Annotated in this window: 19 protein-coding genes; 12 read left to right on the forward strand and 7 right to left on the reverse strand. The window is 69.0% G+C overall.

Translation table 11 applies throughout. The features are described 5' to 3' along the window. Nucleotides 1-239 precede the first annotated feature (239 nt). Complete coding sequence (locus tag Q664_RS30875) at nt 240-965, reverse strand: EF-Tu C-terminal domain-related protein (RefSeq protein ID WP_052518880.1); 726 nt, start codon at nt 963-965, stop codon at nt 240-242. 114 nt (nt 966-1079) lie between these two features. On the opposite strand from Q664_RS30875, the gene Q664_RS52900 reads away from it, so the two are divergent. Both Q664_RS52900 and Q664_RS30885 read left to right on the forward strand, forming a co-directional pair. Next, a complete protein-coding gene (locus Q664_RS52900) occupies nt 1080-1733 on the forward strand; it encodes a hypothetical protein (protein ID WP_152622434.1) in 654 nt (217 codons plus the stop codon). A gap of 107 nt (nt 1734-1840) precedes the next feature. Beyond that, on the forward strand, nt 1841-3100 hold the full coding sequence (locus tag Q664_RS30885; RefSeq protein WP_043403634.1) for a DEAD/DEAH box helicase: 1260 nt from the start codon (nt 1841-1843) through the stop codon (nt 3098-3100). A 32-nt stretch (nt 3101-3132) separates the two neighbouring features. Here Q664_RS30885 and Q664_RS30890 read toward each other — a convergent pair whose 3' ends face one another. After that, entirely contained in the window at nt 3133-4464 is a 1332-nt protein-coding gene (locus Q664_RS30890; RefSeq protein ID WP_043403635.1) for a hypothetical protein, read from the reverse strand. A 479-nt stretch (nt 4465-4943) separates the two neighbouring features. On the opposite strand from Q664_RS30890, the gene Q664_RS30895 reads away from it, so the two are divergent. The 4 genes from Q664_RS30895 to Q664_RS55310 all read left to right on the forward strand — a co-directional run bounded on the left by Q664_RS30895 (nt 4944) and on the right by Q664_RS55310 (nt 8294). After that, the gene (locus Q664_RS30895) at nt 4944-5393 is read left to right on the forward strand and encodes a very short patch repair endonuclease (protein ID WP_052518882.1); all 450 of its coding nucleotides are present in this window, start codon (nt 4944-4946) and stop codon (nt 5391-5393) included. An 85-nt stretch (nt 5394-5478) separates the two neighbouring features. Next, nucleotides 5479-6657, forward strand: coding sequence for a DNA cytosine methyltransferase (locus Q664_RS30900; protein ID WP_043403636.1), 1179 nt, complete (start codon nt 5479-5481; stop codon nt 6655-6657). Next, entirely contained in the window at nt 6647-7297 is a 651-nt protein-coding gene (locus Q664_RS30905) for an Eco29kI family restriction endonuclease (RefSeq protein WP_043403637.1), read from the forward strand. The genes Q664_RS30900 and Q664_RS30905 overlap by 11 nt, the downstream gene beginning before the upstream one ends. A 112-nt stretch (nt 7298-7409) precedes the next feature. Then, nucleotides 7410-8294, forward strand: a complete 885-nt coding sequence (locus Q664_RS55310; RefSeq protein ID WP_075207556.1) for an Eco29kI family restriction endonuclease — start codon at nt 7410-7412, stop codon at nt 8292-8294. Between the two features lie 1068 nt (nt 8295-9362). On the opposite strand, the gene Q664_RS30915 is transcribed toward Q664_RS55310, so the two are convergent. The 5 genes from Q664_RS30915 to Q664_RS30935 all read right to left on the reverse strand — a co-directional run bounded on the left by Q664_RS30915 (nt 9363) and on the right by Q664_RS30935 (nt 17518). After that, nucleotides 9363-11012: an ATP-binding protein gene (locus tag Q664_RS30915; protein ID WP_043403638.1), complete on the reverse strand. Its 1650-nt coding sequence runs from the start codon at nt 11010-11012 to the stop codon at nt 9363-9365. Continuing rightward, nucleotides 11009-12385, reverse strand: coding sequence for a periplasmic substrate-binding domain-containing protein (locus Q664_RS30920; protein WP_043403639.1), 1377 nt, complete (start codon nt 12383-12385; stop codon nt 11009-11011). Before Q664_RS30920 ends, Q664_RS30915 begins: the two co-directional genes overlap by 4 nt. Then, entirely contained in the window at nt 12382-13749 is a 1368-nt protein-coding gene (locus Q664_RS30925) for a VCBS repeat-containing protein (protein WP_043403641.1), read from the reverse strand. The genes Q664_RS30920 and Q664_RS30925 overlap by 4 nt, the downstream gene beginning before the upstream one ends. Beyond that, nucleotides 13746-16334: a penicillin-binding protein 1A gene (locus Q664_RS30930; RefSeq protein WP_200883790.1), complete on the reverse strand. Its 2589-nt coding sequence runs from the start codon at nt 16332-16334 to the stop codon at nt 13746-13748. Before Q664_RS30930 ends, Q664_RS30925 begins: the two co-directional genes overlap by 4 nt. 128 nt (nt 16335-16462) lie before the next feature. Then, a complete protein-coding gene (locus tag Q664_RS30935; RefSeq protein WP_052518884.1) occupies nt 16463-17518 on the reverse strand; it encodes a tetratricopeptide repeat protein in 1056 nt (351 codons plus the stop codon). Between the two features lie 274 nt (nt 17519-17792). Here Q664_RS30935 and xth point away from each other — a divergent pair, with 274 nt between their 5' ends. The 6 genes from xth (at nt 17793) to Q664_RS30965 (ending at nt 25187) form a co-directional block, all read left to right on the forward strand. Further along, on the forward strand, nt 17793-18563 hold the full coding sequence (gene xth / locus Q664_RS30940) for an exodeoxyribonuclease III (protein ID WP_043403643.1): 771 nt from the start codon (nt 17793-17795) through the stop codon (nt 18561-18563). 276 nt (nt 18564-18839) lie between these two features. Next, on the forward strand, nt 18840-19769 hold the full coding sequence (locus Q664_RS30945; protein ID WP_043403645.1) for an acyl-CoA dehydrogenase family protein: 930 nt from the start codon (nt 18840-18842) through the stop codon (nt 19767-19769). A gap of 165 nt (nt 19770-19934) precedes the next feature. After that, on the forward strand, nt 19935-21572 hold the full coding sequence (locus Q664_RS30950) for a GMC family oxidoreductase (RefSeq protein ID WP_043403704.1): 1638 nt from the start codon (nt 19935-19937) through the stop codon (nt 21570-21572). 58 nt (nt 21573-21630) lie between these two features. Further along, entirely contained in the window at nt 21631-22572 is a 942-nt protein-coding gene (locus Q664_RS30955) for a glycerophosphodiester phosphodiesterase (RefSeq protein WP_043403647.1), read from the forward strand. Further along, a complete protein-coding gene (locus tag Q664_RS30960) occupies nt 22563-23045 on the forward strand; it encodes a hypothetical protein (protein WP_043403648.1) in 483 nt (160 codons plus the stop codon). Before Q664_RS30955 ends, Q664_RS30960 begins: the two co-directional genes overlap by 10 nt. A 135-nt stretch (nt 23046-23180) precedes the next feature. Further along, nucleotides 23181-25187 carry a S8 family serine peptidase gene (locus Q664_RS30965; RefSeq protein ID WP_043403650.1) on the forward strand — a complete coding sequence of 669 codons (2007 nt, stop codon included), beginning with the start codon at nt 23181-23183 and terminating at the stop codon, nt 25185-25187. Nucleotides 25188-25268 lie beyond the last annotated feature (81 nt).

The following is a 25268-nucleotide window of genomic DNA, read 5'->3' on the forward strand; positions in this document are numbered from 1 at the left end:
GGTTCCACGCATCCCGGGTTGAATCCCTTGTCCCCACTTGTGGGCCACGGATTGGAGAACGGAGACAGGCACCCTCACCCTTTCCCTCTCCCGAGGGGAGAGGGGATGTCTGCGCTCACTTCCCTCAGGGTGCTCTTCGCTCACTTCCCTCAGGGTGTCTTCGCTCACTTTCCTCCGTGCGATGGCTCAATGAGATGCAAAGAGCGCCGCCCCCGTCTCCGGAAGCGGCGCTCCTCATGTCACCTCACGGCGGTGACCACCCCGGCGCCGATCGTCTTCCCACCCTCACGGATGGCGAAGCGCATGCCCGGCTCCACTCCGATGGGGCGCAGCAGCCGGAAGCCCACCTGGGCCCGGCCCCCCGGCTCCACGAGCCCCTCGCCCTTCACCTCGATCGTCCCCATCACGTCCGTACTGCCGAAGAAGAACTGCGGCGTGTACCCCGTGCCGAACGCCGTGTGGCGGCCCCCCTCGCTGGCCGAGAGCACGTACAGCTCGGCCTCACCCTGCGCGTGCGGGTGGATGGAGCCCGGCGCGCACAGCGCCTGGCCGCGAGCCACCTCCTCACGCTTGAGACCGCGCAGCAACAACCCCACGTTCTCACCCGCCCGGGCCTCGGGGCACTGGCGGTGGAAGGACTCGATGCTGGTGACCACCACCTCCCGCGTCTCCGTCCCGCCCAACCCCACCAGCTCCACCGCGGCCCCCGCCGTGAGCACCCCGCGCTGGATGCGGCCCGTCACCACTGTACCGCGCCCCGAGATGGTGAAGACGTCCTCGATGGGCATCAGGAACGGCGAGGTGTAGTCCCGCACCGGGTCCGGAATGTGCCTGTCCAGCGCGGCCACCAGCTCACGGATGCAGCGGGTGGCCTCGTCCTCCACCCGCCCGGCCGTGACGGCCTCGAGCGCCTTCAACGCCGAGCCCTTCACCACCGGCACGTCCGCGTAGCCGTGGGCCGCCATCAACTCAAATGGCGACTTCTACGAAGTCCAACTCACGGCCGTGGGGCTACCCGCGCCGGGCAGGTAGCGCGTGTGCTAATGCCCGCATGAACGACACCGGGCGGGAGGCTCCCCTTGTCCAGATACGTGGCCATGCGGTGGATGTTGGTGCTCCTCTTGCTGCTCCCCACGGCGGCCCGGGCCGGGGAGGGGCGGCGTTGGGACGAGCCGAGGCGGCTGCGGCTCGTCCAGGTTCCGATCGTGGAGACCACGCCGAGGGCCATCCCGGACTCCGAGCCGGTTGCGCCGCCCGTGCATCCCTTGTGGCAGCGGTTGCTCGTCGAAGGGGGAGCGGGAGTGGGCACGGGCCTCGCGGGAGCGCTCGTTGGCCTGGGGACGTACATGCTCGGGAGCGGCGTCCGGCTCCTGGAGCCCGGAGAGGACCCGACGGTGCTTCCCTTCATGCTCGCGGGAGCGGCCATCGGCTTTCCGCTGGGCGTCTGGTGGGGGGGCGAGCTGATGATGGGTGACGGGAGCCTGCTCGCGACGTTCGGGGGGGCCGCCGTGGGAGGGCTCGGGGCGGTGGGGCTGTGGGCGTTGTCCGAGCGCTCGAGCCCGCCGCTCTCCGGCGTGCTCAAGGGCGTGGCCATCCCCCTGCCAGTGGTGGGCTCCTTCCTGGGGTACGAGCTCTCCTCCGGCATCCGGAAGAAGGCGAAGGGGCTCCAATTGCGGCCAGCCGTCGTCCTCTCCTCCCAGCATCGGGCGCTGGTGCTGGCCGGTTGCTTCTGAGGGCTCGCGAGCCCGGGAGGCGTCCGGCCCCCGACAGCGCCACGGACAGGACGGACGGCGCATGAGCCGGGTGGCCCTGAAGGGGGCGGCGTGGTACCCCCCATGCCGTGAGCGATACCTTTGACCAGCTCGGCCTGTCCCCCGAGTCCCTCGACGCCCTCCGCCGCGCGAGGTTCGAGCGGCCCACGCCCATCCAGGCGCAAGCGATTCCCCCGGCGCTCGCGGGCCGGGACGTCATTGGCTGCGCCGCCACGGGCACCGGGAAGACGGCCGCGTACGTGCTGCCCCTGGTGGAGCGCTTCGCCGGCCGCAAGGGGACGCTGGGGCTGGTGCTGGCGCCCACCCGCGAGTTGGTGCAGCAGATCGCCGGGCCGGTGGAGTTCTTCGGTGGCCCGCGCGGTGTCACGCATGCGGTGGTCATCGGCGGCGAGGACATGGCGGCTCAGGCCGAGGCCCTGAAGCGGCGGCCCACGCTGGTGTTGGCGACGCCGGGGCGGCTGGTGGACCTGCTGGGCGCGCGTGTCGCGGCGTTTCCGCAGTTGGAGGCCCTGGTGCTGGACGAGGCGGACCGGATGCTGGACATGGGCTTCCAGCCGCAGATCGAGACCATCCTCGCGGCGCTGCCCCGGCGCAGGCAGACGCTGCTGTTCTCCGCGACGCTGGGGCCGGACGTGAGCAGCTTCGCGCGTGCGGAACTGCACCGGCCGGTACGGGTGGAGGTGACGCGCAGTGGGACGCCGGCCGAGCGCGCCGAGCAGCGGCTGTACGTGGTGAAGCCCGAGGAGAAGTCCGCGCTGCTGCTGACGCTGCTGGCGAGGGACGAGGCGACGGCGCTCATCTTCGTGAGGGCGAAGGAGCGGGCGGACAAGGTGCACAAGGCGCTGGAGCGTGCGGGGTACAGCTGCGGGGTGCTGCACGCGGACCGGACGCAGAGCCAGCGCAGCCAGACGATGAAGGCCTTCCGGGATGGGACGTACCGGTGCCTGGTGGCCACGGACATCGCGGCGAGAGGGCTGGACGTGGAGGACGTGGGGCACGTCATCAACTACGACCTGCCACACGCACCGGAGGACTACGTGCACCGGATTGGGCGCACGGCGCGGGCCTCGGCGAGCGGAGTGGCCTCGACGTTCGTCACAGTGAAGGATCGGCTGATGACCGAGCGCATCGAGCAGATCATGCGGGCCGGGATTCCCCGCGCGACGGTGCCACGCGAGGACCCCGTCTTCCAGGCGGAGTGGGAGCGCCACCAGGCTTCGCAGCGAGACCCGGGCCCGCCGCAGAAGGACCACGGGGTGTCCAAGCGGGAGCCGGGACAGGCCCTGGGGCGGCACGCGAAGTCGCACGGGCGCACGCCTCGGAAGTGAAGCGGGAGGCGTGAGCCTGGGGCGTCGGAGGGTTACTGGAGCTCGACGTAGGCGAGGAGCCGGGTCGTCCGGGTCTCGACGTACGGGTTGTTGGACAGGCTTCCGGTGAAGAAGCTCGCGTAGCCGTTCGCGTTGGCCTGCCAGGTGGTGGTCGCCCACACGCGGTAGGAGCCCGCGGAGAAGGTGGTGACCGGGGCGATGTCCGCGGGGAGGGTGAAGGGCGTGAACGAGGTGATGGACGTGGGCGCCACCACGGTCCAAGCCAGGGAATCCGGCCAGCTCGTCGCGGCGAACTCCACCTCCGTCAGGTGGGCGGAGGCATCGGGATTCCAGCGCAGGACGAGGCCGGAGCGCGAGGCGCTGACCGAGGCCTCCAGGGGTCCCACGGCGGGAGAGGTGATGCTCAGCGGGTTCAGGAACGTGACCTGAGCGGACGAGCCGGCGCTCACGGGTATCTCCGTCTGGACCTGTCCGCCGGGGAACTTCACTGCCTCACCCGAGGTGACGAGGAGCATCGGGGGGAAGGTGTCGAAGGGGGCCGTTCGGGCAACCATGGGAACCGAGAGGGGCTGTGTTCCGGAGGCGTTCGTGCTGAACAGGACCTGGCCGCCCAGGATGTAGCGGAGCGAGGCGCTCAGACTGGAGTCCGGGAGCTCGCTGCCCGCGACCGTCACATCGAGCAACTGGTCCACGGGGTGGTCGAGTGCGACGTCCTGTCCGCTGACGGTGATGCCGGCACTCACGGCGATGTCCCGCTCGAGGCCGACCCGGAGGACCGTTCCATCCGTGGCGTGGGTCTCCTTGGCGAAGAGGTCCACCTTGCCGGGAGCCTCACCGTGGATGCCGATGCTGAAGGAGCCGTCCTCGGACAGGGTCGTGATGCCGCGGAGGCCGTTGCCAACCGCGGTGACGGAGACGGCGTTGGGATTGGACGCGCCCGTCACCTTACCGGTGATCGTGCCCTGCTTCGTGAAGGGGAGGGCCCCCAGGAGATAGAGCGAGTTCGGCAGCCGGACCTCGGGTCCGTTGAGCGCGAGGTAGGTCTTCACCTGCACCTGGCCGGTGGTGGGCACCATCACCAGGCTCACGTCTTGCGGCCCCTCGATGGCGGGGTCATGGAATCGCACCACGCCGCTGCTATCGAGGCGCTTGCGGAACCTGCTGCCATCGCCGAGCAGCACGTCGATGTTCCTGTACAGCTGGAAGGTGGCGGTGACGTGCTCCGGCACGTGGACGGTGAAGGTGGGAGGAGACGTGGGTTCCTCCTGTCCCGTGCCCCCGTCGGGAGTCGGCTCAACAGTGGTGGGAGACGGACAACCAACGAGGAGCAGGACGAGGAGCGGAATCAGTCGGGTCTGGGTCATCGCGCGGCACATACGGTCAGGCACTGAGGTTCCTGACGGAGAGCCGATGAGAAATGTGAATGGGTCGCCCGCGTTTGACTCGGAGGACGTGCGTTTCCGACCGCTCGATGCGGTGCTCTGCGGACAGTGACATTGCGGCTCACTGTGAGCGGGCTCTTTTACAGGGCGGATTGAGAGGTCCATCTCCGGCTCGCCTCGGTGCTTCTGGAGGAGGCAGGCGGCGATGCTTGGTCCCAATGAGGTGTCGCCCGCCTTGTTGGTGATGTGGGGCTGGGAGAAGGCGAGAGCGTGGCGAGGAACTCAGGGGCACAGCTGGGCTGTGCCTGGGGTGCTTGACGGGTTGGGATGGGGGCGGGCCCTCAAGCTCTCGACCATTCGAAATGACACTAGGCGCTTGATATCGGCGGACTACTTGAAAGATAACGCTTGAGACCTCACCTCTCTGGTCAGTAGCCCCCTCGAACGACGAGACTTTCCGCATGGATACCTTGACTCCCGCGGAGCGCAGCGAACGGATGTCCCGAGTCCGCAACAAGGACACCACGCCGGAACTCCGTGTTCGACGCCTCGTGTCCTCAATGGGTTACCGGTACCGCCTGCACTACAAGAAGGTTCCGGGCCATCCGGACCTCGCCTTCCCGGGCCGCCATAAGGCGATCTTCGTGCACGGGTGTTTCTGGCATCGCCACCCGGACCCGATCTGCCCGCTCGCGCGCTTACCGAAGTCGAGGCTGGACTTCTGGCTCCCGAAGCTTGAGGGCAACCGGGCCAGGGACCTGCGCAAGGAGCAGGAACTGAAGGAGCGGGGGTGGGATGTGCACGTCGTGTGGGAGTGCCAATTACGAGACGAGGAGTCCCTACGTCAGACCCTTCGCCTCTTCCTGGATGCTCCTGGTGCAACAGGCCTGGAACAGGTGCATCCACCCTGATCATTGGGGATTGTGACCCCCACATGCTGGTCAGTGCAGCATGGGGCTTGCTCTACGCTCCAAGCTGCTGCATGGATCGCGCACCATGGACTCCATCGAGCTGTTCACCGGTGCAGGAGGGCTGGCCCTCGGTACGCATGTCGCTGGTTTCCATCATCTCAGCCTATATGAGTGGGATGAGGACGCTTGCGAGACGCTTCGCGAGAACGCCCGCGCGGAGGCGCTTGAGGGCATTCGCGACTGGCGCGTCCACCAAGCCGACGTGCGGCTAAATTCCTACGCGATCTTCGGCCAAGGGGTGTTGGACTTGGTGGCCGGCGGCGCTCCGTGCCAGCCCTTCAGCCTTGGTGGTAAGCACCGGGCCCAGGACGATTCCCGCAACATGATTCCGGAGTTCGTTCGGGCGGTGCGTGAGTTGCAACCGCGCGCCTTCATCTTGGAGAACGTGAAGGGGCTGACCCGTCAAAGCTTCCGCAACTACTTCGAGTACATCCGCCTCCAACTCACTTATCCCACCGTCACGAAGAAGCGTGAAGAGGACTGGACCTCCCATCTCCATCGTCTGGAGGAGGTGAGTACGCGAGGACGCCACAAGGGGCTCCAGTACAACGTCATCGCCGAATTGCTGAACGCCGCTGATTACGGAGTGCCACAGGTGCGCGAGCGCGTGTTCATTGTCGGTTTTCGCGCGGACACGGGATTGGAATGGCACTTCCCCGAGCCCACTCATAGCCTGGACGCCCTTGTGTGGGAGCAGCACATCAGTGGCGCCTACTGGAAGCGTCATGGTGTTCGCGCCCCCGCCAGCAAGCCTGTCCGATTAGGCTTGAAGTTGAGTGAGTTGCAAGAGCGGGACGAGCCCTTCCCGACGAAGCCGTGGAAGACCGTGCGTGATGCCATCGAGGGGTTGCCTGAGCCACGCGTTGACCGCGAGTCCAGCAAGTTCTCGAACCATAAGCTCAATCCTGGAGCCAAGGCGTATCCCGGGCATACCGGCAGTCCCCTGGACTTGCCAGCGAAGACGCTGAAGGCTGGTGTGCATGGGGTTCCGGGCGGAGAGAACATGGTGGCTCTGCCGGATGGCCGACTGCGCTACTTCACCGTGCGCGAGGCGGCTCGGCTTCAGACGTTCCCCGACTCCTGGCACTTCGAGGGAGCATGGTCCGAGGCGATGCGTCAGCTTGGGAATGCCGTGCCCGTGGAACTGGCGGCGGTGGTCGCTCGCAGCGTCGCCGCCAAACTGAGGGCCGCTGATGGCCACTGACGAGTACAATCCCCTCGATTACGCGAACCTCACCAAGAATTGCGTACAGGAGTTGATGACTCGAGGGCCGTACCCGCTTGAGTTTCCGGAGCCCTTCTTCGGATCGGGGGTTTACGCGCTCTTCTACACTGGGAGTTTCGCGCCTTACCGCCCCATCCGATCAATCGAGGCGACATGGCCGATCTACGTGGGCAAGGCGGTTCCCCCTGGCGCGAGGAAGGGGGCCAAGTCTTCAGGACCTTCTCGTGCGCTCTTCCAGCGCCTGCGTGAGCATCGCGATTCCATCAAGGCGGCCGACAATCTCTCCCCGGACGATTTCGTGTGTCGCTATCTCGTTGTGACTCCGTTGTGGATCACCATGGCGGAGCGTTTTCTCATCGAGAACTTCCAGCCTGTTTGGAATGTGTGCATCGAGGGGTTCGGTCTCCACGATCCGGGGAGCGGGCGCTATCAGGGGCAGCGTAGCTGGTGGGATGTTCTTCATCCGGGTCGGTCCTGGGCCAAGCGTCTGAAAGAGACTCGCTCCAGGGGCGAAGCGGACAAGCTCGTGAGGGAGTTCCTGAGGAATCACAAGCCAGGATCTTCGATGCCAGCACTTGATGCCGATCCGTCTCACTTCATGGAGGATGATGAGGATTGACAACAGTGGCCATTGGGGAGACGTTTGGGCTATCTGTCTCCACAGGTGGTGTTTGCTGAGGTGACTCCAGGCGTCAATCACGACGGTGCTGTGGAGTGCTACGGTCCATGATGTGACCCGACCTGTTGACCTATCTTGTGCTGCGGAATTCAAACTCAGCATCACGAAGGCCCTTGCTGATCAGCTTGCCGAGAAACTCGCTCCGTTGCAGCCGTGCCCGCTGACCGACGAAAGCATTTCCTCGCTTCAGTCTCGCCCCGGTGTGTATTTGCTGTCGCATGGTAACCAGCGGGTGTACGTAGGAAAAGCGCAGAAGTCCTTGCCAAGGCGGCTGCGAAATCACTGGAATAAGTTGCGTGGGCGAGAAAATTTGGCAATCGGGGATATGTCATTTGTCTGTTTGTATGTTGACGAAGATCTCGATGCCGCCGCGCCCGAAAAGCTGCTGATCAAGAGATATCGCCAAGAAGGAGATGGCGGCGGCGTTCCCTGGAACACGAATGGTTTTGGCAACAAGGATCCTGGCCGAAACCGTGACCGAAGTGAGGTTGAGGCGAACCACTTCGATGCTCTCTACCCAGTGCGCCTTACGTTCGACGACTTACAGCTTGTAGCGGGATTGACCACCGTCGGAAAGTTGCTCGCCGAGCTCAAGGCAAAGTTGCCCTATAATCTTCGCTTTGAAAAGAAGGACTCTCGTGCACTGAGGGAGTACAAGAATCAGATCGAGGTTCCCGACGAGCGCTTTGCGGCCGAGCAGGCTATTTCGCTCATTATTCGGGCACTGCCCGAGGGATGGCAGGCCACCGCGCTGCCGGGATACTTGATTCTCTACAGAGAGCACGTGGAATATCCGAGTGCTTTGCGGTGGTGGCGTCGAGATGGAGATGGGGTTGTGGTTACGAATCACGCTATGCGATTGGCGCCGTCCGCGGAGATTCGCGAAATCGGTGAAGACGAAGCAGGTTCGCAAGACGAAGAAGACGACGAAGGGTGATCAAGATGCTGGCCTGTGGCGTGCCGAATCAGGTTTTCGCCAGTGCGTGGTGGATTGCACTCGCGGCGGCATGTCTGAAGGGCTGTTGACCCTCATCTGTCGCCGATCAAGGCGCGGTGGCACGGCATGAAGTGGCGCTCTCTCCTGGCCGTCCTGCTCGGTCTCACGCTTCCGCTGCCGTTGGTGTGGCTGTTGTACATGAGCCTGCTCGGGCAGACAGATGTGGGTGGTCCGGCCCTGCCTCAAGCTCAGGGCGTGCGCATCCTCCCGATGCTCACGCTCGAAGAGCGCTTGCGCCTTCCCACCTATGAACGGGACTGCGACACGGATTCGGATTGCGATCCGCAACTCCGCTGCTTCTTCAACATGCGCACCGTCCGCAGTTACTGCACAGACAGCATGTGCATGACGGACCGCCAATGCCCCGAGGGATTTGCCTGTCGCATCATGGACACGGAGAGTGGCAAGGAGCTTCTTCGTGCCTGCTCACTGGTAGGCGTGCGCAACGAGGGAGAGGTGTGCGAGCCGCTGCCCCGCGAGCGTGAGGATGGCTGCCGGAAGGAACTTCTCTGCAGAGGCCGGTGCGGCCGCCCGTGCAATCCGAACGAGCCCTCGGATTGCCCCAAGGGCTATTTTTGCGAAGAGGCGCTCGAGGGTCCCTCCTGCCAGCCCACCTGCGAGGGGCGCGCCTGCCCCGAGGGCCAACAGTGTGTCTACCGTGGGGACCGCGTTTCCATTTGTGCCAGGGTTCACGGACCCAATTGCCAGCAAAGTCCCTGTCCACAGGGGCAGCTCTGCTCGGTCGACGACTATCCGCAACGTGCGGACGAGGTGTGGATGCAGTGCTTGCGACCCTGTGGTTCCCCAGAGGCAAGCCCCTGTCCCGATGGGACCGTCTGCTACTTCTACAGCTGTCGGAACTCCTGCACGCCCGAAGACTCTTCAGCCTGCGGCGCGGGCTTTACCTGCAAGCAGCGCCCCGGGGAGCCATGGACGTGCGTGCCAGACCTGCGCTCCGGTGGTGAAGACTGAGTAGTGTGCCGGTGTGGTCTGACTGCTCGATGGTGTTCATCGCTCGCGCGGCAGCGATAACGTGAAGCAGGCGCCCTGGCCGGGCTCGCCGCCCACGTCCAGCTTGCCGCCGTGCTCCTGGAGGATCCTCGCCGCGATCGCCAGCCCCAGGCCCGTGCCTCCGTCCTTCGTCGTGAAGTAGGGCTCGAAGATGCGGGCCCTGTGCTCGGGCGGAATCCCCGGGCCGCTGTCCTGCACCTCCACCACCGCATCCTGCTCGCTGCCTCGCACCCGCACGTGCAGCGCTCCGCCGCCCTTCGCCATCGCCTCCTCGGCGTTCTTCACCAGGTTCACCAGCACCTGCGTCAGCTGATCCCGGTCCGCCTTCGCCACCACCCCTGGCTGTACCTCCGAGTGGATGCTGATTCCCTCCGGCGGCGACGCGTAGAGTGACAACACGTTCTGCGCCAGCTCGCCCAGGTCCACCGGCTCCAGCTGCGGCTTGGGCAATCGCGCGAAACGGCTGAACTCGTCGACAATCCTCTTCAGCCGGTCCACCTCTTCCAGGATGACGCCCGCGCTCTCCCGGAACAGCGCCGGGAAGCGTGCGTCCTGCGCGTCCTGCACCGCCATCAGCGTCTCCAGCGACATCCGGATCGGCGTCAGCGGATTCTTGATCTCATGTGCCAGCCGCCTCGCTACCTCCTGCCATGCCGCCACGCGCTCCGTGGCCACCAGCCGCTCCGTCGTCGAGCGCAGCTCCGTTGTCATGTGGTTGAACGTCTTCACCAACTCGCCCACCTCGCCCGTGGCCTTCACCTGCACCTGTACGTCCCACGCGCCTTCTCCGACGCGTCTCGCGCCTGATGTCAGTGCCTCCACCGGCTGGGTGATCCGCCTCGACATCAGCAGTCCCAGCAGCACCGCGAAGCCCAACCCCAATCCGGCCAGCAGCAGGAACGAGCGGAACACGCCCACCGTCGCCTCCCGCTCCGCCGCCCGGCTGAACACGAGCCGCACCGTGGCCGCCTCGCCCAGCGGCAGCACGCGCGCCACCGTGGGCGGCGTGACGCTCCCCGCCTTCGCCACCACCGTGTCTCCGGACAGCAGCGACACCTCCGCTCCCGTGAGCCTCGACAGGTGCGCCGCCAATCCCTGGTCCAGCAGCACCCCGCCCACCACCCACAGCCGCGAGTCCCCGTAGTCCACCGGCCTCGCCGTGACGAGCGCGGGCACCTCGCGCAGGCCCTGGTCCCCTCGCACCGCCACCTTCACCGGCACCGGCTTGGGGGACTTCTCCCTCGTCACCGCGAAGAGCACCGGATCCGGATCTCCCCGCCGCGCGGGCAGGTGCCCGGAGGACAGCGTGGTGCCCTTGCGGTCGAAGAGCGACAGCACCGTGAGGCCCCGGCTCTTCATCAGCGGCTGGGCCGTGTCCGCGCGGATGGCCCGGGCGGGGGACTCACGGGCCTCTCGCGCCAGGTCCTCCATGGCGGAGCTCTCCACCAGCTCCTCCACCGCCCTGCGCGCGTTGGCGGCGGCGCGCTCGACGGCCTCCTGCGCCGAGGCCGTGGCGCCTACCATGCGTGCGTCCAGCCCTCGCGACAGCGTGGAGCGCAGCTCCGTCAGCGTGAAGGGCACCATCACCGCCAGCGGCACCAGCGCCAGCAGCGCGAAGGCGAGCGCCAGCCTCGTCCTCAGTCTCATCTCCGGGCTCCCGGGACACCCGTCACCGCCGGTTGCAGCCAGGTCCCGTCCAGCATGGGCAGCCCCTGGGCGTCGAAGACGAGGCCTCCCACCTCCGGCACCGCGCGCAGTGCCAGCCCCTGCGCGTAGAGCGGCAGCATCGGCACGGACGGCGCGAGCGCCAGGGCCCGCTCCCTCGCCCGCGTGTCTCTCGCCGCGGCGTCGGCCAGGGCGCCGATGCGCGGCAACTCCACCCCGAGCAGATCCTTCCGGCCCGCGGCGTCCAGCACCACCGCCAGCGCCGGGCCGGGCACGGGGGGCAGCAGCAGCGAATGGAGCATCAGCTCGTACTCACCCCGGGCCCAGCGGGTGCGCAGCTCGGCGCGAGGCAGGCGCTCCAGGGCCACGGCGTAGCCCCGGTCATGCAGCCTCACCTGGAGGCGCTCGGCCACCGCGCGCTGATCCTCGTTGCCCGCGTCATACACGAGCGTCACCTTGCGTCCCGTCCGCGGCGCGGGTGGCGGCGTGGGGCGCGCGCCCGGGGACACCGGCAACAGCGCGGGAGGCAGCAGGTTCGGCATGGGCACGGCCGGCCCTCGCACGAAGAGGCGCGTGAGATCCTCCCGGTCCAGGGCGCTCTCCACCGCCTGCCGGAAGTCCGGGGGCACGCGCCTCGGAGACCAGGCCAGGTACGTGGCGTACAGCGCCGCGCCGGAGGGCGTCCCCGCATCGGTCTGGACACCGAGCGCCACCTGCGCCTCCTGGTTCGACCACAGGCGGGACAGTCCACGCTCATCCGTCGCTTGCAGGCGCACCCTGTCCAGGTAGGGCCGGCCCTGGCTCCACGCGAGCCGCGCGTCCACGGTGTTGGCACTGGTGGCGGAGAACGGGCCGAGCGCGGCGGGGACGGAGCGCGGCGGGGCGAGTGCTGGGTGGCACAGCGCGCGCTCCATGTCGGGCCAGGGGAAGCCGAGCGGCAGCTCCAGGGTGTCGCCCGTAGGGGAGAGCATCCGGCCCTCGCCGCGCAGTGGGAAGAGGAGGGCGCGGTAGGGCGAGGGCGCCTCGTTGCTGGCGAGCCGGACCCAGGCCCGGGCGAGCGCGGTGGCCTGGGCGGGCGAGGGCAGGGTGAGGCGCACCACCTGCGGAGCGGGGCGCGACAGCTCGCGGGCGAGCGCTGGCGACAGGTGCCCGTCCGGGGCCAGGTGGCAGGCGGGCCGCGAGAGCAGTCCGAGCAGCGTGGCCTCGAGGGGGCTGTCGGCGAGGGCCGGCTCTCCGGGCTCGGCGGGGCCGGTATGGGCAACGCGCAGCTCGCCTCCATACGGAATCCGGCCGGCGGCGAGCGTCGACGGGGCTCCGAGCAGGAGGAGGCTGGCGAGGGCGTGGCGGAGCGTCATGGCGCACCCTGGCGCAGGAGGAAGAGCTCGCCGGTGCCGTCCGGCTTCGTGAGGCCCACCACCACCTCGCGGCGCTTGTCCCCGTCCAGGTTGGCCGTCACCACGTACAGGGCACGGCCGGAGGGCAGGGGGCCCTGCCACAGGGGCTCATGGGAGGTGGTCTCGCTCCCGTCCGTCTTGAAGACGCGCAGGACGTCCGGCGAGGGTTGGAGCTCGGGCGAGGTGGTGAGCAGCTCCGGCGTCCCATCCCCGTCCAGGTCTCCGAGCGCGCTGCCGGCGCCGAGCCCGGAGAGCGGCACGGGCGCCACCGAGGGCTGGGAGAAGAAGGAGGCCGAGCCCTCCGGGTGGACGAGCAGCACGCGGGAGTGGGCGGCGCTGAAGGTGGTGAAACGGGACGTCACCGCCAGCCGCTGTTCGCCATGGCCGAGCCGCACCTCGGGCGCGAAGGCCGTCTGGCCCGGGACGAAGGCGCCGCGCGCATCGGGGCCCAGGGGCACGGCCTCGAGCCGGGACACGCCTCGCAGCGCGCCGTTCTCCAGCGTGAGCATCTCGCCATGGGCGAAGCGGGTGGACCAGGCGGCGAGGCGCGGCGGCCCGGAGAGGATGGCGAGCGCCCCGAAGGGCTCGCGGGTGGGCGCGGAGCCCGGGGGCAGCACGTCCAACGAGCGCTCCGTGAGGAGGTTCCCCTCGGCGGTGAAGACATGCACGGCGTGCGCGGTGAGCACGGCCACCTCGTCCTTGCCGTCCCCATCGAGATCTCCCGCGGCGAGCGCGGCGGGCGGAGAGGGCAGGCGCGCGAGCACGGCACCCAGCAGGCGCAGGGGGCGCGGCTCCTCGGGAGCCGGAGTGGGCGTGCGTGGAGGCTCCACGGCGGCGAGCGCGAGTGCCGCGGCATCCGCCTCCACGGCCTGGGCGATGGCGGCGGCGGGCGAGGGCGCGCGGGTGGCGGTGCGGCCGGACCAGAAGTTCACCCAGGTGCCGAACGCATCCCCGCGGGCGCGCAGCTCTCCTGCCTCCACGCTCAAGCCGAGCCGCACCAGGGCCCGGGCGCCCTGCTCACGGGCGAGGGACTCGGCGGCCTCGGGCGAGGGGGCCTCCAGCACCACGGGAGCGAGCCCGGCGGAGGCGAGGCGCGAGGCGAGCAGCGTTCCGAAGGCGCGCCGCAATTCGGGAGCGCCGCCGGACAGGTGGAGGGCCACGGGCGCTTCGGGCTTCATCGCCCGCACGTCCGTGGCCACGGCCTGGGCGAGCCGCTCGAGGGCGGGCGTGGCCGGGGCCGTGGCGGCGGGTGGCGGAGCGGGAGTCTGGGCGGCGGCGGCGGGGAGCGCGGCCAGCAGGAGGGCGGCGGCGAGGGCCCGGCTCACAGACCCCCCCGGCTGCCTTCCTGGAGGAAGAAGTCGCTCGGGCTGACGTGGCCGGGCGGGGGCGCCTCGGCGGTGGGCTGGGTGCCATCGAGGAAGGACTCGAGCCGGCCGGGCACGGAGTTGCCCGCGAGCAGGCCGGTGGCGGGATCGATGCGCACCTGCACCACGCCCGGGGGCACCTCGAACTCGCGCGAGGGCAGGCCCTCGTGGGCGGCGCGCATGAACTCCAGCCAGATGGGGAGCGGAGCGCGGCCACCCGTCTCGGAGCTGCCCAGGGGCGAGTGGTCGTCGAAGCCCACCCACGCGCTGGCCACCCAGTCGGCGGTGTAGCCGGAGAACCAGGTGTCACGGCTCTCGTTGGCGGTGCCCGTCTTGCCGGCGGCGGGGCGGTTGAGCTCCGTCACCGCGCGGGCCGTGCCCTCCTCCACCACGCTGCGCATCAGCGAGGTGGTGAGGTAGGCCACCGCCGGGGGCAGCGTCTCCTCGAAGGCCGGCTGGTGCTCCTCGAGCACCTTGCCCTGCGCGTCCGTCACCTTGAGGATCATCAGCGGCTCGGCGTAGCGGCCGTTGGCCTGCAGGGTGGCGTAGGCGTTGGCGGCCTCCAGCATGGTGACCTCGCCGGTGCCCAGCGCCAGGGTGAGGTTCTCCGGCAGCTCCGAGCGGATGCCGGCGCGCCGGGCGAAGTCGATGGCGTTGGCCGGGGTGATCGCCTCGATGAGGCGCACGGACACGGTGTTCTTGGACTTGGTGAGCGCCTGGCGCAGCGTCATGGGGCCGTCGAAGGCGCGGTCGTAGTTCTGCGGCTTCCACGTCTTGCCGGTGTAGGGATCTCGGATGGCCTCGGGGGCATCGTTCACCGTGCTGATGGGGGTGAAGCGGCCGCTGCCGAGCGCGGCGCCATAGAGGAAGGGCTTGAAGGACGAGCCGGGCTGGCGCCTGGCCTGGGTGGCGCGGTTGAAGGGCGAGGTGGCGAAGTCGTAGCCGCCCACCAGCGCCGCCACGTGGCGGTTGCGCGGGTTGATGACGACGAGGCCGCCCTGCACGAGCGGCACCTGGTCCAGCGTGGCCTCGAGCAGCGCGGGGGAGGGCGTGACACGGGTGACGCGCACCCGGACGAGGTCGCCGGGCTTCATCACGTCGGACATCTTCGAGGGGGCGCCCTTGCCCTTGATGCGCGCCCAGGTGACGGTGGAGAAGGTGATCTCCGCGGCGCGGCCCACCAGCTCCACGCGGGCCTTCTTGCCCGTGTCATCCACCTGGGAGACGAAGCCATGCACCTTCAGGCCCTCCTTGAGGGGCTGCAACTGCACGCCGAGCGCGAGCTTCTCGTCGGCGGAGAGCCGGGCCTCCTCCTCCTGCTCGGTCTCGGTGACCACCGCGGGCGTCTGCTCGGGCGGCGGGGGCGTGGTGGGGGACTGCGCGAGCGAGGAGAGGTCGGCCACGTAGGCGCCCTCCTTCTGGCGGCGGCCCGCCTCCTCGATCTGCTTCGCGAGGAGGGGCTTGAGCTGCTCGAAGCGCGCGGGCTCCAGCGTGCCGACGGGGCCGCGGTAACCCTGGCGCCGGTCCACGGCCTCGAGTCCCTTGCGCACGGCGTCGTCGGCGATCTCCTGGAGCTTGGGATCCATGGCGATGTCCACGCGAAGGCCACCGGTGAGCACGGCGTCCCCACCGTAGCGGGCCACCAGCGTGCGGCGGATCTCCTCGGCGTAGTAGGAGCCCACTTCGGGAGGAGGCCGCGGGGAGAGGACGATGGGCTTGTCCATCTCCTTCTCCACGAGCTCCTTGGGGACGAAGCCCTGTCCGGCCATCTGATCCAGCACGTAGCGCTGGCGCTGCTTGGCCTTGACGATGTTCTTCTCCGGGTTGATGCGGTTGGGCGACTGCACCGTGCCCGCGAGCACCGCGGCCTCGCCGATGCTCAGGAACTTCGCCTGCTTGCCGAAGTAGTAGAGCGCGGCCTCCTCGATGCCGTCGCGGCCCTGCCCGTAATAGGACTGGTTGATGTAGAGGCCGAGGATTTGATCCTTGGTGAGCGCCTGCTCCACGCGCGGGGTGAGGATCCACTCGCGAATCTTGCGCGAGAGGCTGCGCTCGGGCGTGAGCAGCATGTTCTTCACCACCTGCTGCGTGATGGTGGAGGCACCGGACTTGCGGCTGTTGGGGATGAGGTTCTTCACCGCGGCGCGGATGATGCCGAAGATGTCGAGGCCCTCGTGCTTGTAGAAGTCGGCGTCCTCGGCGGCGAGGAAGGCGTTGCGCACGTGGGGAGGCAGCTCCTTGATGTCCACCACGGTGCGGCGTCCCTGCGGCTGGAAGAACTCGGAGCAGATGGAGCCGTCGGCGCAGCGCACCTTGGTGACCTGGGGGAGGCTGTAGTTGCGCAGGGCCTCGACCGAGGGGAGATCCCGGCTGAAGTAGAGGTAGGTGCCCAGGAGGGTGAGCGCGAGCAGCACGAGGCCCACGGCGCCGAGGACGAGGAGCCGCTTCGTCCAGAGCCACAGCCGGGCGCCCAGGCCGGGACGGGCCGGAGGAGCCGGGGGCGCTGGCGGAGGGGCGGGAGGAAGGGAAGAGGGCTGGGGGCTCATCTCTCGGGCCGGGTTCATGGGACGCGGGGACAACAAAAGGTGGGCGACGTTAAACCGCCGGGCGGAGAACCGGAATGGGCTGGTGGCCCACCGGGCGGGGAGCCTCCCGAGACACGCGGGGCCCCTGGCTATTCCGGACACCCCGGAGACAGGTGCTCCCCGAGGAGCGCATGGACATCGACGGAGGCGCGGGCCTCGCGATTCAACCGCTGGAGGTTGAGGCGGGCCTTGAGGTCCCCCGGGGACAGGCGCATGGCGGTGTCGAAGGCCATGCGAGCCTCCTCGTAGCGGCCGAGCCGCTCGTAGGCGAGGCCCAGGTTGTTGTGGACGAAGCCCACCTGGGGAAGCAGGTAGGCGGCCTGGGCGAGCGCCTCGACGGCGAGTGTGTCCTGGCCGGTCTGGAGGTAGGTGAGCCCGAGGTTGTTGAGGGCGTACGCGTGGTACGGGTCGAGGTGCACGGCCTGCCGGAAGCGGATGATGGCCTCGGTGGGCTGGCCGGCGTCGAGGTGGATGCGGCCGAGCACCTGGTAGACCTCGGGGTACTCGGGGTCGAGCTCGAGCGCGGACTCGGCGGCCCGGAAGGCGCCCTCGGTGTCGCCGAGCTCCAGGAGGAGGCGGGCCTGCTGGACGAGGGGCTCGGGGCCATCGGGGAAGAGGACGGCCAGCTCCCGGTACGCATCGGCGGCGAGCTGCTTCTGGCCCGTGAGGCGGGCGAGCTGGATGAGGGCATCGAGCGCGTGCTCGGCGGCGTCGACATCATCGGCGGCGTCGTGGACGGCGCGGCGGGCCTCGGTGAGGGCACCGGAGAGGTCACCCTCCTCGCGCAGGGCGCGGGCACGGTCGAGGTGCGCCACGGGGTAGAGGTGGGGCTCGTGAGCGAGCGAGAGGGAGTCCGCGGGCTCGGCGGGGGCGAGCTCCTCGGCGGGCGAGAGGTCTTCGTCCGGCACCGGCATCTGGGGAGGCGGGGGAAGGCCGGCCGTCTCGGGCAGGGAGTCACCCGGAGAGGGGAGCGAGGGAGGGGTGGAGAGGGCGACCTCGGTGGTGGGCTCGCGGGAGGGGAGGACGCGGTTGTCGAGGCGGTTGGCGGTGGACGGGAGCAGCCCCTGGGGCCGCCGGAGCTGGCTGACGTCACAGGCGGTGAGGGAGAGGGCGGCGAAGCAGGCGGACAGGATGGTATTCCTCATGGTGCGGCTCCTTGTCGGGAGGAGCCCATTGCGATGCCCGTGCCAGCCCTGCCGGGGACTCCCTCTCCCTCTGGGAGAGGGCTGGGGTGAGGGTCTACGAGGACGCCTCCCCGCTCCCCGGGCAAGCCCCGTGCGGCCGGTGGGCCACACCGGGGAAACCAGGGGCTCGAGGGCCGCGGTGCGACACCACGCTACAGAACCCACGAAGGGGCCCCGGTGGGGCCGCGGGGAAAAACCGTGGCGGGGTGGGAAGTGACGTGCGACGTTGGGCGGGATGAAGATCACTGCCTGGAACGTGAATTCGGTCCGCGCCCGGAAGGATCGGCTGGTGGACTGGCTGAAGAGCGCTCAACCGGACGTGGTGTGCCTGCAGGAGCTGAAGTGTCAGGACGCCGAGTTCCCGATGGAGGCCGTGCGGGAGGTGGGCTACCACGCCGTGGTGCACGGTCAGAAGACGTACAACGGGGTGGGCATCCTGGCGAAGACGGAGCCCACGGACGTGGTGCGAGGCCTGTCGGACGGGGTGGACGACACGCACGCGCGGCTGATCGCGGCGACGGTGAACGGGGTGCGGGTGGTGAGCGCGTACGCGCCGAACGGGCAGTCGGTGGGCTCGGAGCAATACGAGTACAAGCTGCAGTGGTACGAGCGGCTGCGGCGCTACCTGGACACGCGGCACGAGCCGGGCGAGCCGCTGGTGCTGTGCGGGGACTGGAACGTGGCGCCGGCGGACATCGACGTCTGGGACCCAGCGCTGTGGCAGGGACAGACGCTGTGCACGGACAAGGAGCGGAAGGCGCTCGAGCACCTGTGCGCGTTCGGGCTGACGGACACGTTCCGCAAGCTGTACCCGGCGGAGCAGAAGTTCAGCTGGTGGGACTACCGGATGCTGGCGTTCCCGAAGAACCAGGGGCTGCGAATCGATCACATCTTCGCGACGGCGCCGTTGGTGGAGAAGCTGGTGGCGGCGGGAGTGGACCGGGACGCGCGCAAGGGCAAGCAGCCCTCGGACCACGCGCCGGTGTGGACCGAGTTCAAGGACTGACGCGGACGCTGGGGGCCGGGCGCGGACTGTCCGTGGGTACACGAGAGCGAGAAGCCAGCTCGTGGCCAACACGCTGGCCGCGAAGGTGGCGCGCAAGAAGGCCACCTCCACCCGGAAGACGTCACGCGCCACGTCGAGCCGCCGCTCCACGCGCGGCAGCAACCGGTGACCCCCCTCCCGGGCGCGCGCTTCACCAACTGGTCCAACAGTCGGACCAGTTGCTCGACCTCGTGCCCGGCAGGTCCCCGGCATCCGGGATTCGTCTAGAGTGGCCGCATGGACGAGCTCCTGCGGTTCCTCCTCACCGAGTCCCCCACTCCGGCGCCCCTCGGCTCCGTCGAGGACTGGTGGACGCGGCACCTTCAACTCTCTTCGCGCTTCTCCCTGCCCGTGGACGTGGCGTTCGCCGGAGGCTTCGCGGCGGATCGATTGGGTTACGCGTTCGCGTCGGGCTACCACTCGGCCCTGCGCACCTTGTTGCCCCAGTTGCCGTCCCAGCACCGCTACGCGCTGTGCGTCACCGAGGCCGGGGGCGGACACCCCGCGGCCATGCAGACCCGGCTCACGGGCTCGGGCGAGGGCCCACTGCGGCTGGAGGGCACCAAGGCCTTCGTCACCCTGGGCACGGCGGCGGATGAGATGCTGGTGGTGGCCAGCGAAGGCCAGGACGAACAGGGGCGCAACCGGCTGCGGCTGGTGCGAATCGACTCCCGGCGCGCGGGAGTCACGGTCACCGAGCTACCCGAGACGCCCTTCGTCCCCGAGGTGCCGCATGCGGAGCTGCGGCTGCACGAGGTGGCGGTGGCGCCCGAGGAGGTGCTGCCGGGCGATGGCTACGAGCGCTTCGTCAAACCATTCCGCACCGTGGAGGACTGCCATGTGTTCGCGGCGGTGCTCGGGTGGCTATTGCAGGTGGCACGGCGCTCGGGCTGGCCGGACGAGGTGCGCGAGGAACTCCTGGCGCTCGCGGTGATGATGCGGGGACTGGCGCAGGCGGACGCGGCCTCACCAGCGGTGCACCTGGCGCTGGCCGGAGCCATCGACCTCTTCCGGAAGCGGGTGGACGGATTGGGATCGCTCTGGGAGCAGGTGGACGCGCCCACGCGCGAGCGCTGGGAGAGGGACCGGCTGTTGCTCAACGTCGCGGGCAAGGTGCGAGCGAAGCGCCGGGAGACGGCCCGCCAGAAACTGACTCCGTCCAAGTAACACCGAGCCCATCTCCCCTCTCCCTTCGGGAGAGGGACGGGGTGAGGGTGCCACGGACCCCGGGTTCCCCCCATGCCCGTGCGCCTGCTCTCCGAGCGGGAAGAGGAGCGCATCCAGCGGGCTCCCGGGTAGGCTGTGAACCATCCCCACTGGGGGGAGGACACGATGGATTTCGATTGCGACTGGCTCATCATCGGCTCGGGCTTCGGCGGCAGCGTGAGCGCGTTGCGGCTGACGGAGAAGGGCTACCGGGTGGTGATGCTGGAGAAGGGCCGGCGCCTGCAGGCGAAGGACTTCCCCGAGACGAACTGGAACCTGAAGAAGTGGCTGTGGATGCCACGGCTCGGGTGGCGGGGCCTGTTCAAGATGACGTTCTTCCGCCACGTGACGGTGCTGTCCGGCGTGGGCGTGGGCGGAGGCTCGCTGGTGTACGCGAACACCCTGCCCATCCCGAAGGATGACTTCTTCCAGGCGCGCTCCTGGGGGGCGCTGGCGGACTGGAAGACGGAGCTGTCGCCGCACTACGACACGGCGCGCAAGATGCTCGGGGCCACGCAGAATCCGCTGCGCACGCTGCCGGACGAGATCATCCAGCAGGTGGGCAAGGACATGGGCCGCGAGGACTTCCAGTCCACCACGGTGGCCGTCTACTTCGGCAAGCCCGGGGTGACGGTGCCGGACCCGTACTTCGGCGGCGAGGGCCCCGAGCGCACCGGCTGCAACGCGTGCGGCGGCTGCATGACGGGCTGCCGCTTCAACGCCAAGAACACGCTGGACAAGAACTACCTCTACTTCGCCGAGAAGCGCGGCCTCCGCCTCCACGCGGACACCGAGGTGACGTGGGTGCGCCCGCTGCCCGGCGGTGGCTACGAGGTGGAGGCGCTCGAGGGCACCTCGCGCTTCTCCCGGCGCAAGCGGCGCTTCACCGCGCGCCAGGTCATCTTCTCTGGCGGTGTGCTGGGCTCGGTGGATCTGCTGCTCAAGCTCAAGGCGCACCCGGACGGGCTGCCCCGGCTGTCGGACCGGCTCGGAGATGGCGTGCGGACCAACTCGGAGGCGCTCATCGGCGTGGTGGCCGGCAAGCGCTTCCATGACAAGGACCTGTCCAAGGGCATCGCCATCGGCTCCATCCTCCACACGGACGCGCACTCGCACCTGGAGCCGGTGCGCTACGCGGCGGGCTCGGACTTCTTCCGCACGTTGATGGCGCCCCACGTCGGAGGCACCACCGCCCTGTCGCGGATCGCGAACCTGGCCGGCCTCTTCCTGCGCCACCCGCTCAAGCTGCTCCGCTCCTGGTTCACCAGCGACTTCGCCCGGCGGTCGATGATCCTCCTCTACATGCGCACGCTGGACGGACACCTGCGCATGCGGCGCGGGCGCGGGCTCTTCACGGGCGGAACGAAGGGCCTCACCACCGGTCTTCAGGAGGGCCCCGCGCCCACCGCGCACATCCCCGAGGCCACCGAGCTGGCCCACCGGGTGGCGGAAAAGCTGGACGGTCTCCCCATGACCCTGGCCTCTGAGTCGTTGATGGGCATACCCACCACGGCCCACATCCTCGGTGGCTGCTGCATGGGGGACTCGCCCCAGACGGGCACCATCGACTCCCAGCACCGCCTCTTCGGCTATGAGGGCCTGTACGTCGTCGACGGCTCGGCCATCTCCGCCAACCCCGGGGTGAATCCCTCGCTCACCATCACGGCGTTGGCCGAGCGCGCCATGACCTTCATCCCCGCCCGGCGGCAGGTGGACGAGCCCGTGGGGGAGACCGCCGCGCGTCCCACCGCGGTCGGCGCCTGAGCTTCACCGCGGTGGCGTGGTTGGAGGGGGAGGGCTCGTGGTACGAATCGGGCCCCCCATGACAACAACCAGGTGGAATCGAAGAGGAGGCGCGCTGACCTGCGCGCTGCTGCTGGCCACGGGCTGCGGCCTCGTGGACGCTCCGGGTGAGCCCCGGGTGGTGGCGCACCGCTCCGGCGCGGGCAACTACCCGGAGAACTCGCGCTCGGCGGTGATCGCCGCGCTCCACGCGGGCTACCCGGCCATCGAGGTGGATGTGGTCCTCACGAAGGACCGCATCCCCATCCTCTCGCATGATGCATGGATCGACGAGGAGCTGTGCACGTACTCCCTCCAGGAGGGGGAGCTCGAGGCCCGCCGGCTGCCCGAGGGCTCGCGCCCGCTCATCAAGGACTTCACCCTGGAGGAGCTGCAGCGTGACTACCGCTGCGGCGGCCTGGGAGACCCGGCGGCGCCCGGCGCCATCAAGGTGGCGGACAAGTACCTCACCCTCGACGAGCTGTTCATCGCGCTGAAGGGCTTCCCGGACACGGTGGTGCAGTTCGACGTCAAGGAGCATCCGGACTACACGGAGCCGCCCGAGGTCTACGCGGACGAAATCCTCGGCCGCTGGAACGCGGCGGCGCTGCCCAACCGCTTCTATGTCACCTCCACCCGCGGCGAGCTGCTGAAGACCTTCGAGGCGCGCCAGGACGTGGAGACACTCCTCATCTGGCCGGCCTTCGCCGCGGACGACAACACCACCCTGGTGGGGCTCGTCAACGAGCTGAAGCGCACCGTGGGCGCGCAGGAGCTCATCCAGCTCACGCGCGACGCGGGGGCGGATGGCATCGCCGTGGCGTACCCGGTGGCGGACCGCGCCGCCATCGAGTCCGTGCGCAAGGCCGGGCTGAAGACGGCCTTGTGGACACCCAACACCGAGGCCCAGCTCGCGTCCTACTGCCGCTGGCCCCTGGACTACCTCATCACCGACTACGTGGAGCGTGCGCCATGCCGTTGACCCTCTCCCTGGTGGCCGCGGGCCTCACCCTGGCCGCGCCGGTGCGGTTGGACAGGGTGGACGTGCTCAGCGAGGACTCGGGCACCTTCCTGCATTACGAGGTGCCCATGGCGCCGGCCTACCCGGCGATGACGGGCCTGCGCTTCGTCACGCAGGTGAAGGTGGTGCTCTCCCTGCCGGTGAGCGGGCTGTACGCGGGGGCCTCCATCGCCTCGCAGTCGCTCTCCTACGAGGGGCCGCTGTGGCGCTCCGAGGACGGGCGCGGCCTCTTCTGGACGGCCAGCGTGCACACGCGGCTGCTGATGCCCTACGGCGCGCACGCGGGCGTGGCCTGGCGCTTCGGCTTCATGCGCCTGGGCCTCGGGGCGAGCGCCTCGTCCGAGGCCTCCTGGGCCCGCCCGGCGTGGACCGAGTGGAAGGTGCTGCCCACCCTGGCCCTGGGCTTCGGGCCCAACGTGGCTCCGGGTCAGTAGGCCTCCGGCTTCCGGGGAGACGGAATCGGAGAAAACGAGATTAGCCGTCTTGACCGGTGGGTCCAGGAATGACTAATTCCACCGGTCGCGCTCGTTTTCTTCACCCGGAGTCCTCGACTCCCCCGGAGGCCGTTCATGAAGCTGAAGCTGAGCCGTGCGCTGTTCACCTGCTCCCTGTTGGGTGTGGCCGCTTGCGGTGGCCCGCTGCCCGAGGAGGAGGGAATCCTCCCGTCGAAGGACGTGGGCCAGATGGCCCAGCTGCTGCGCAAGCCGAGGGCCATTCCGGGCGAGTACATCGTCGTGCTGCGCGAGGACGTGAAGGACGTGGCGCTGCGCGGTTCCCCGGACGTGGCGCGCGAGATGGTGGCGGCGCGTGGCGGCCAGGTGCTGCACACGTACGACCGTGCGCTCAAGGGCTTCTGGGCGAAGATGTCCGAGGCCCAGGTGCGTGAGCTGCTGGCGGACCCGCGGGTGGCCTACGTCGAGGAGAACGGCGTGGTGTCGACGTCGGCCGCGCAGACGAGCGCGACGTGGGGCATCGACCGCATCGACCAGCGCAACCTGCCGCGTGACTCGACGTACAACTACAACTTCGATGGCACCGGCGTGCACGCGTACATCATCGACACGGGCATGCGGCTGACGCACTCGCAGTTCACCGGACGCATGGGCAACGGCTTCGACGCCATCACCGCGGGAGGAACGGCGGCGGACTGCCACGGTCACGGCACGCACGTGGCGGGCACCGTGGGCGGCACCACCTGGGGCGTGGCGAAGAACGTGACGCTGCACCCGGTGCGCGTGCTGGACTGCACCGGTTACGGCTCCGATGCCCAGGTCATCGCCGGCCTGGACTGGGTGACGGCCAACCACGTCAAGCCGGCCGTGGCCAACATGAGCCTCGGCGGTGAGGCGTCACAGGCGCTGGATGACGCGGTGGAGCGGATGATCGCCGCGGGCGTGGTGACGGCCGTCGCCGCGGGTAACGACACCGACAACGCCTGCAACTACTCGCCGGCCCGTACGCCCAACGCGCTCACGGTGGGCTCCACCACGAGCAGCGACGCCCGCTCGTCCTTCTCCAACTACGGTACGTGCCTGGACATCTTCGGACCGGGCTCGAGCATCACCTCGGCCTCGTACTCCAGCAACACCGCCAGCACGTCCATGAGCGGCACGTCGATGGCCTCGCCGCACGTGGCGGGCGTGGCGGCCCTGTACCTGCAGGCCAACCCCTCGTCCACCCCGGCCCAGACGATGGCGGCGATCACCACCAACGCCACCCCGAACAAGGTGACCAGCCCGGGCTCCGGCTCGCCGAACCTGATGCTCTACAGCCTGTTCATCACCGGTGGCGGCGGCGGTGGTGACACCACGGCGCCGAGCACCTCCATCACCGCTCCGGCGGGTGGCTCCACGGTGGGCGGCACCGCGACCATCAGCGCCAACGCTTCCGACAACGTGGGCGTGAGCCGGGTGGAGTTCTTCCTGGGCAGCAGCCTGCTGGGCACCGACACCACGGCTCCGTACAGCTTCGACTGGAACACCACCAGCGTGGCCAACGGGACGTACTCGCTGAGCACGAAGGCGTATGACGCCGCGGGCAACGTGGGCAGCTCGTCCACGGTGTCCGTCACCGTGAGCAACGGCACGGGCAGCTGCTCCATCAGCGAGCAGCTCCTGGCCAACCCCGGCTTCGAGAGCGGCAACGTGAGCTGGACGGCGAGCACGGGCGTCATCGACGGCACCACGACGGGAAGCGCGGCGCGCACGGGTAGCTACAAGGTGTGGTTGGGCGGCGCCGGCTACACCCGGACCGAGTACGCGTACCAGCAGGTGACCATCCCCTCCACGGCGTGCAGCGTCACGCTGAGCTTCTGGGTGAAGATCACCACCGCCGAGACGACGACCACCACGGCCTACGACAAGCTGGCGGTGCAGGTGCGGAACAGCTCGGGCACGGTGCTGGCGACGCCGGCCACCTACAGCAACCTGAACAAGTCGACGGACTACGTGCAGAAGACGCTCGACCTGTCGGCGTACAAGGGCCAGACGATTCGCGTGTACTTCAATGGCACGGAGGACTCGTCGCTGGCCACGAGCTTCTACCTGGATGACACCGCGTTGAACATCACCCGGTAGTCGCTCGATTCAGACCCGAAGTTCCCGGCGGCGCGGGGGAGGCAATGAGGCCCCCCGCGCCGTTTTCATGTGCGGTCCGTG

It is taken from the genome of Archangium violaceum Cb vi76, from assembly GCF_000733295.1.
Taxonomy (GTDB): Bacteria; Myxococcota; Myxococcia; order Myxococcales; family Myxococcaceae; genus Archangium; species Archangium violaceum.

Coding starts and splice junctions, on each gene's coding strand:
- Q664_RS30875 (WP_052518880.1), bottom strand. CDS start 965: ATGGCGGCCCACGGCTACGCGGACGTGCCGGTGGTGAAGGGCTCGGCG.
- Q664_RS30890 (WP_043403635.1), bottom strand. CDS start 4,464: ATGACCCAGACCCGACTGATTCCGCTCCTCGTCCTGCTCCTCGTTGGT.
- Q664_RS30895 (WP_052518882.1), top strand. CDS start 4,944: ATGGATACCTTGACTCCCGCGGAGCGCAGCGAACGGATGTCCCGAGTC.
- Q664_RS30900 (WP_043403636.1), top strand. CDS start 5,479: ATGGACTCCATCGAGCTGTTCACCGGTGCAGGAGGGCTGGCCCTCGGT.
- Q664_RS30905 (WP_043403637.1), top strand. CDS start 6,647: ATGGCCACTGACGAGTACAATCCCCTCGATTACGCGAACCTCACCAAG.
- Q664_RS30915 (WP_043403638.1), bottom strand. CDS start 11,012: ATGAGACTGAGGACGAGGCTGGCGCTCGCCTTCGCGCTGCTGGCGCTG.
- Q664_RS30920 (WP_043403639.1), bottom strand. CDS start 12,385: ATGACGCTCCGCCACGCCCTCGCCAGCCTCCTCCTGCTCGGAGCCCCG.
- Q664_RS30930 (WP_200883790.1), bottom strand. CDS start 16,334: ATGAGCCCCCAGCCCTCTTCCCTTCCTCCCGCCCCTCCGCCAGCGCCC.
- Q664_RS30935 (WP_052518884.1), bottom strand. CDS start 17,518: ATGAGGAATACCATCCTGTCCGCCTGCTTCGCCGCCCTCTCCCTCACC.
- xth (WP_043403643.1), top strand. CDS start 17,793: ATGAAGATCACTGCCTGGAACGTGAATTCGGTCCGCGCCCGGAAGGAT.
- Q664_RS30945 (WP_043403645.1), top strand. CDS start 18,840: ATGGACGAGCTCCTGCGGTTCCTCCTCACCGAGTCCCCCACTCCGGCG.
- Q664_RS30950 (WP_043403704.1), top strand. CDS start 19,935: ATGGATTTCGATTGCGACTGGCTCATCATCGGCTCGGGCTTCGGCGGC.
- Q664_RS30955 (WP_043403647.1), top strand. CDS start 21,631: ATGACAACAACCAGGTGGAATCGAAGAGGAGGCGCGCTGACCTGCGCG.
- Q664_RS30960 (WP_043403648.1), top strand. CDS start 22,563: ATGCCGTTGACCCTCTCCCTGGTGGCCGCGGGCCTCACCCTGGCCGCG.
- Q664_RS30965 (WP_043403650.1), top strand. CDS start 23,181: ATGAAGCTGAAGCTGAGCCGTGCGCTGTTCACCTGCTCCCTGTTGGGT.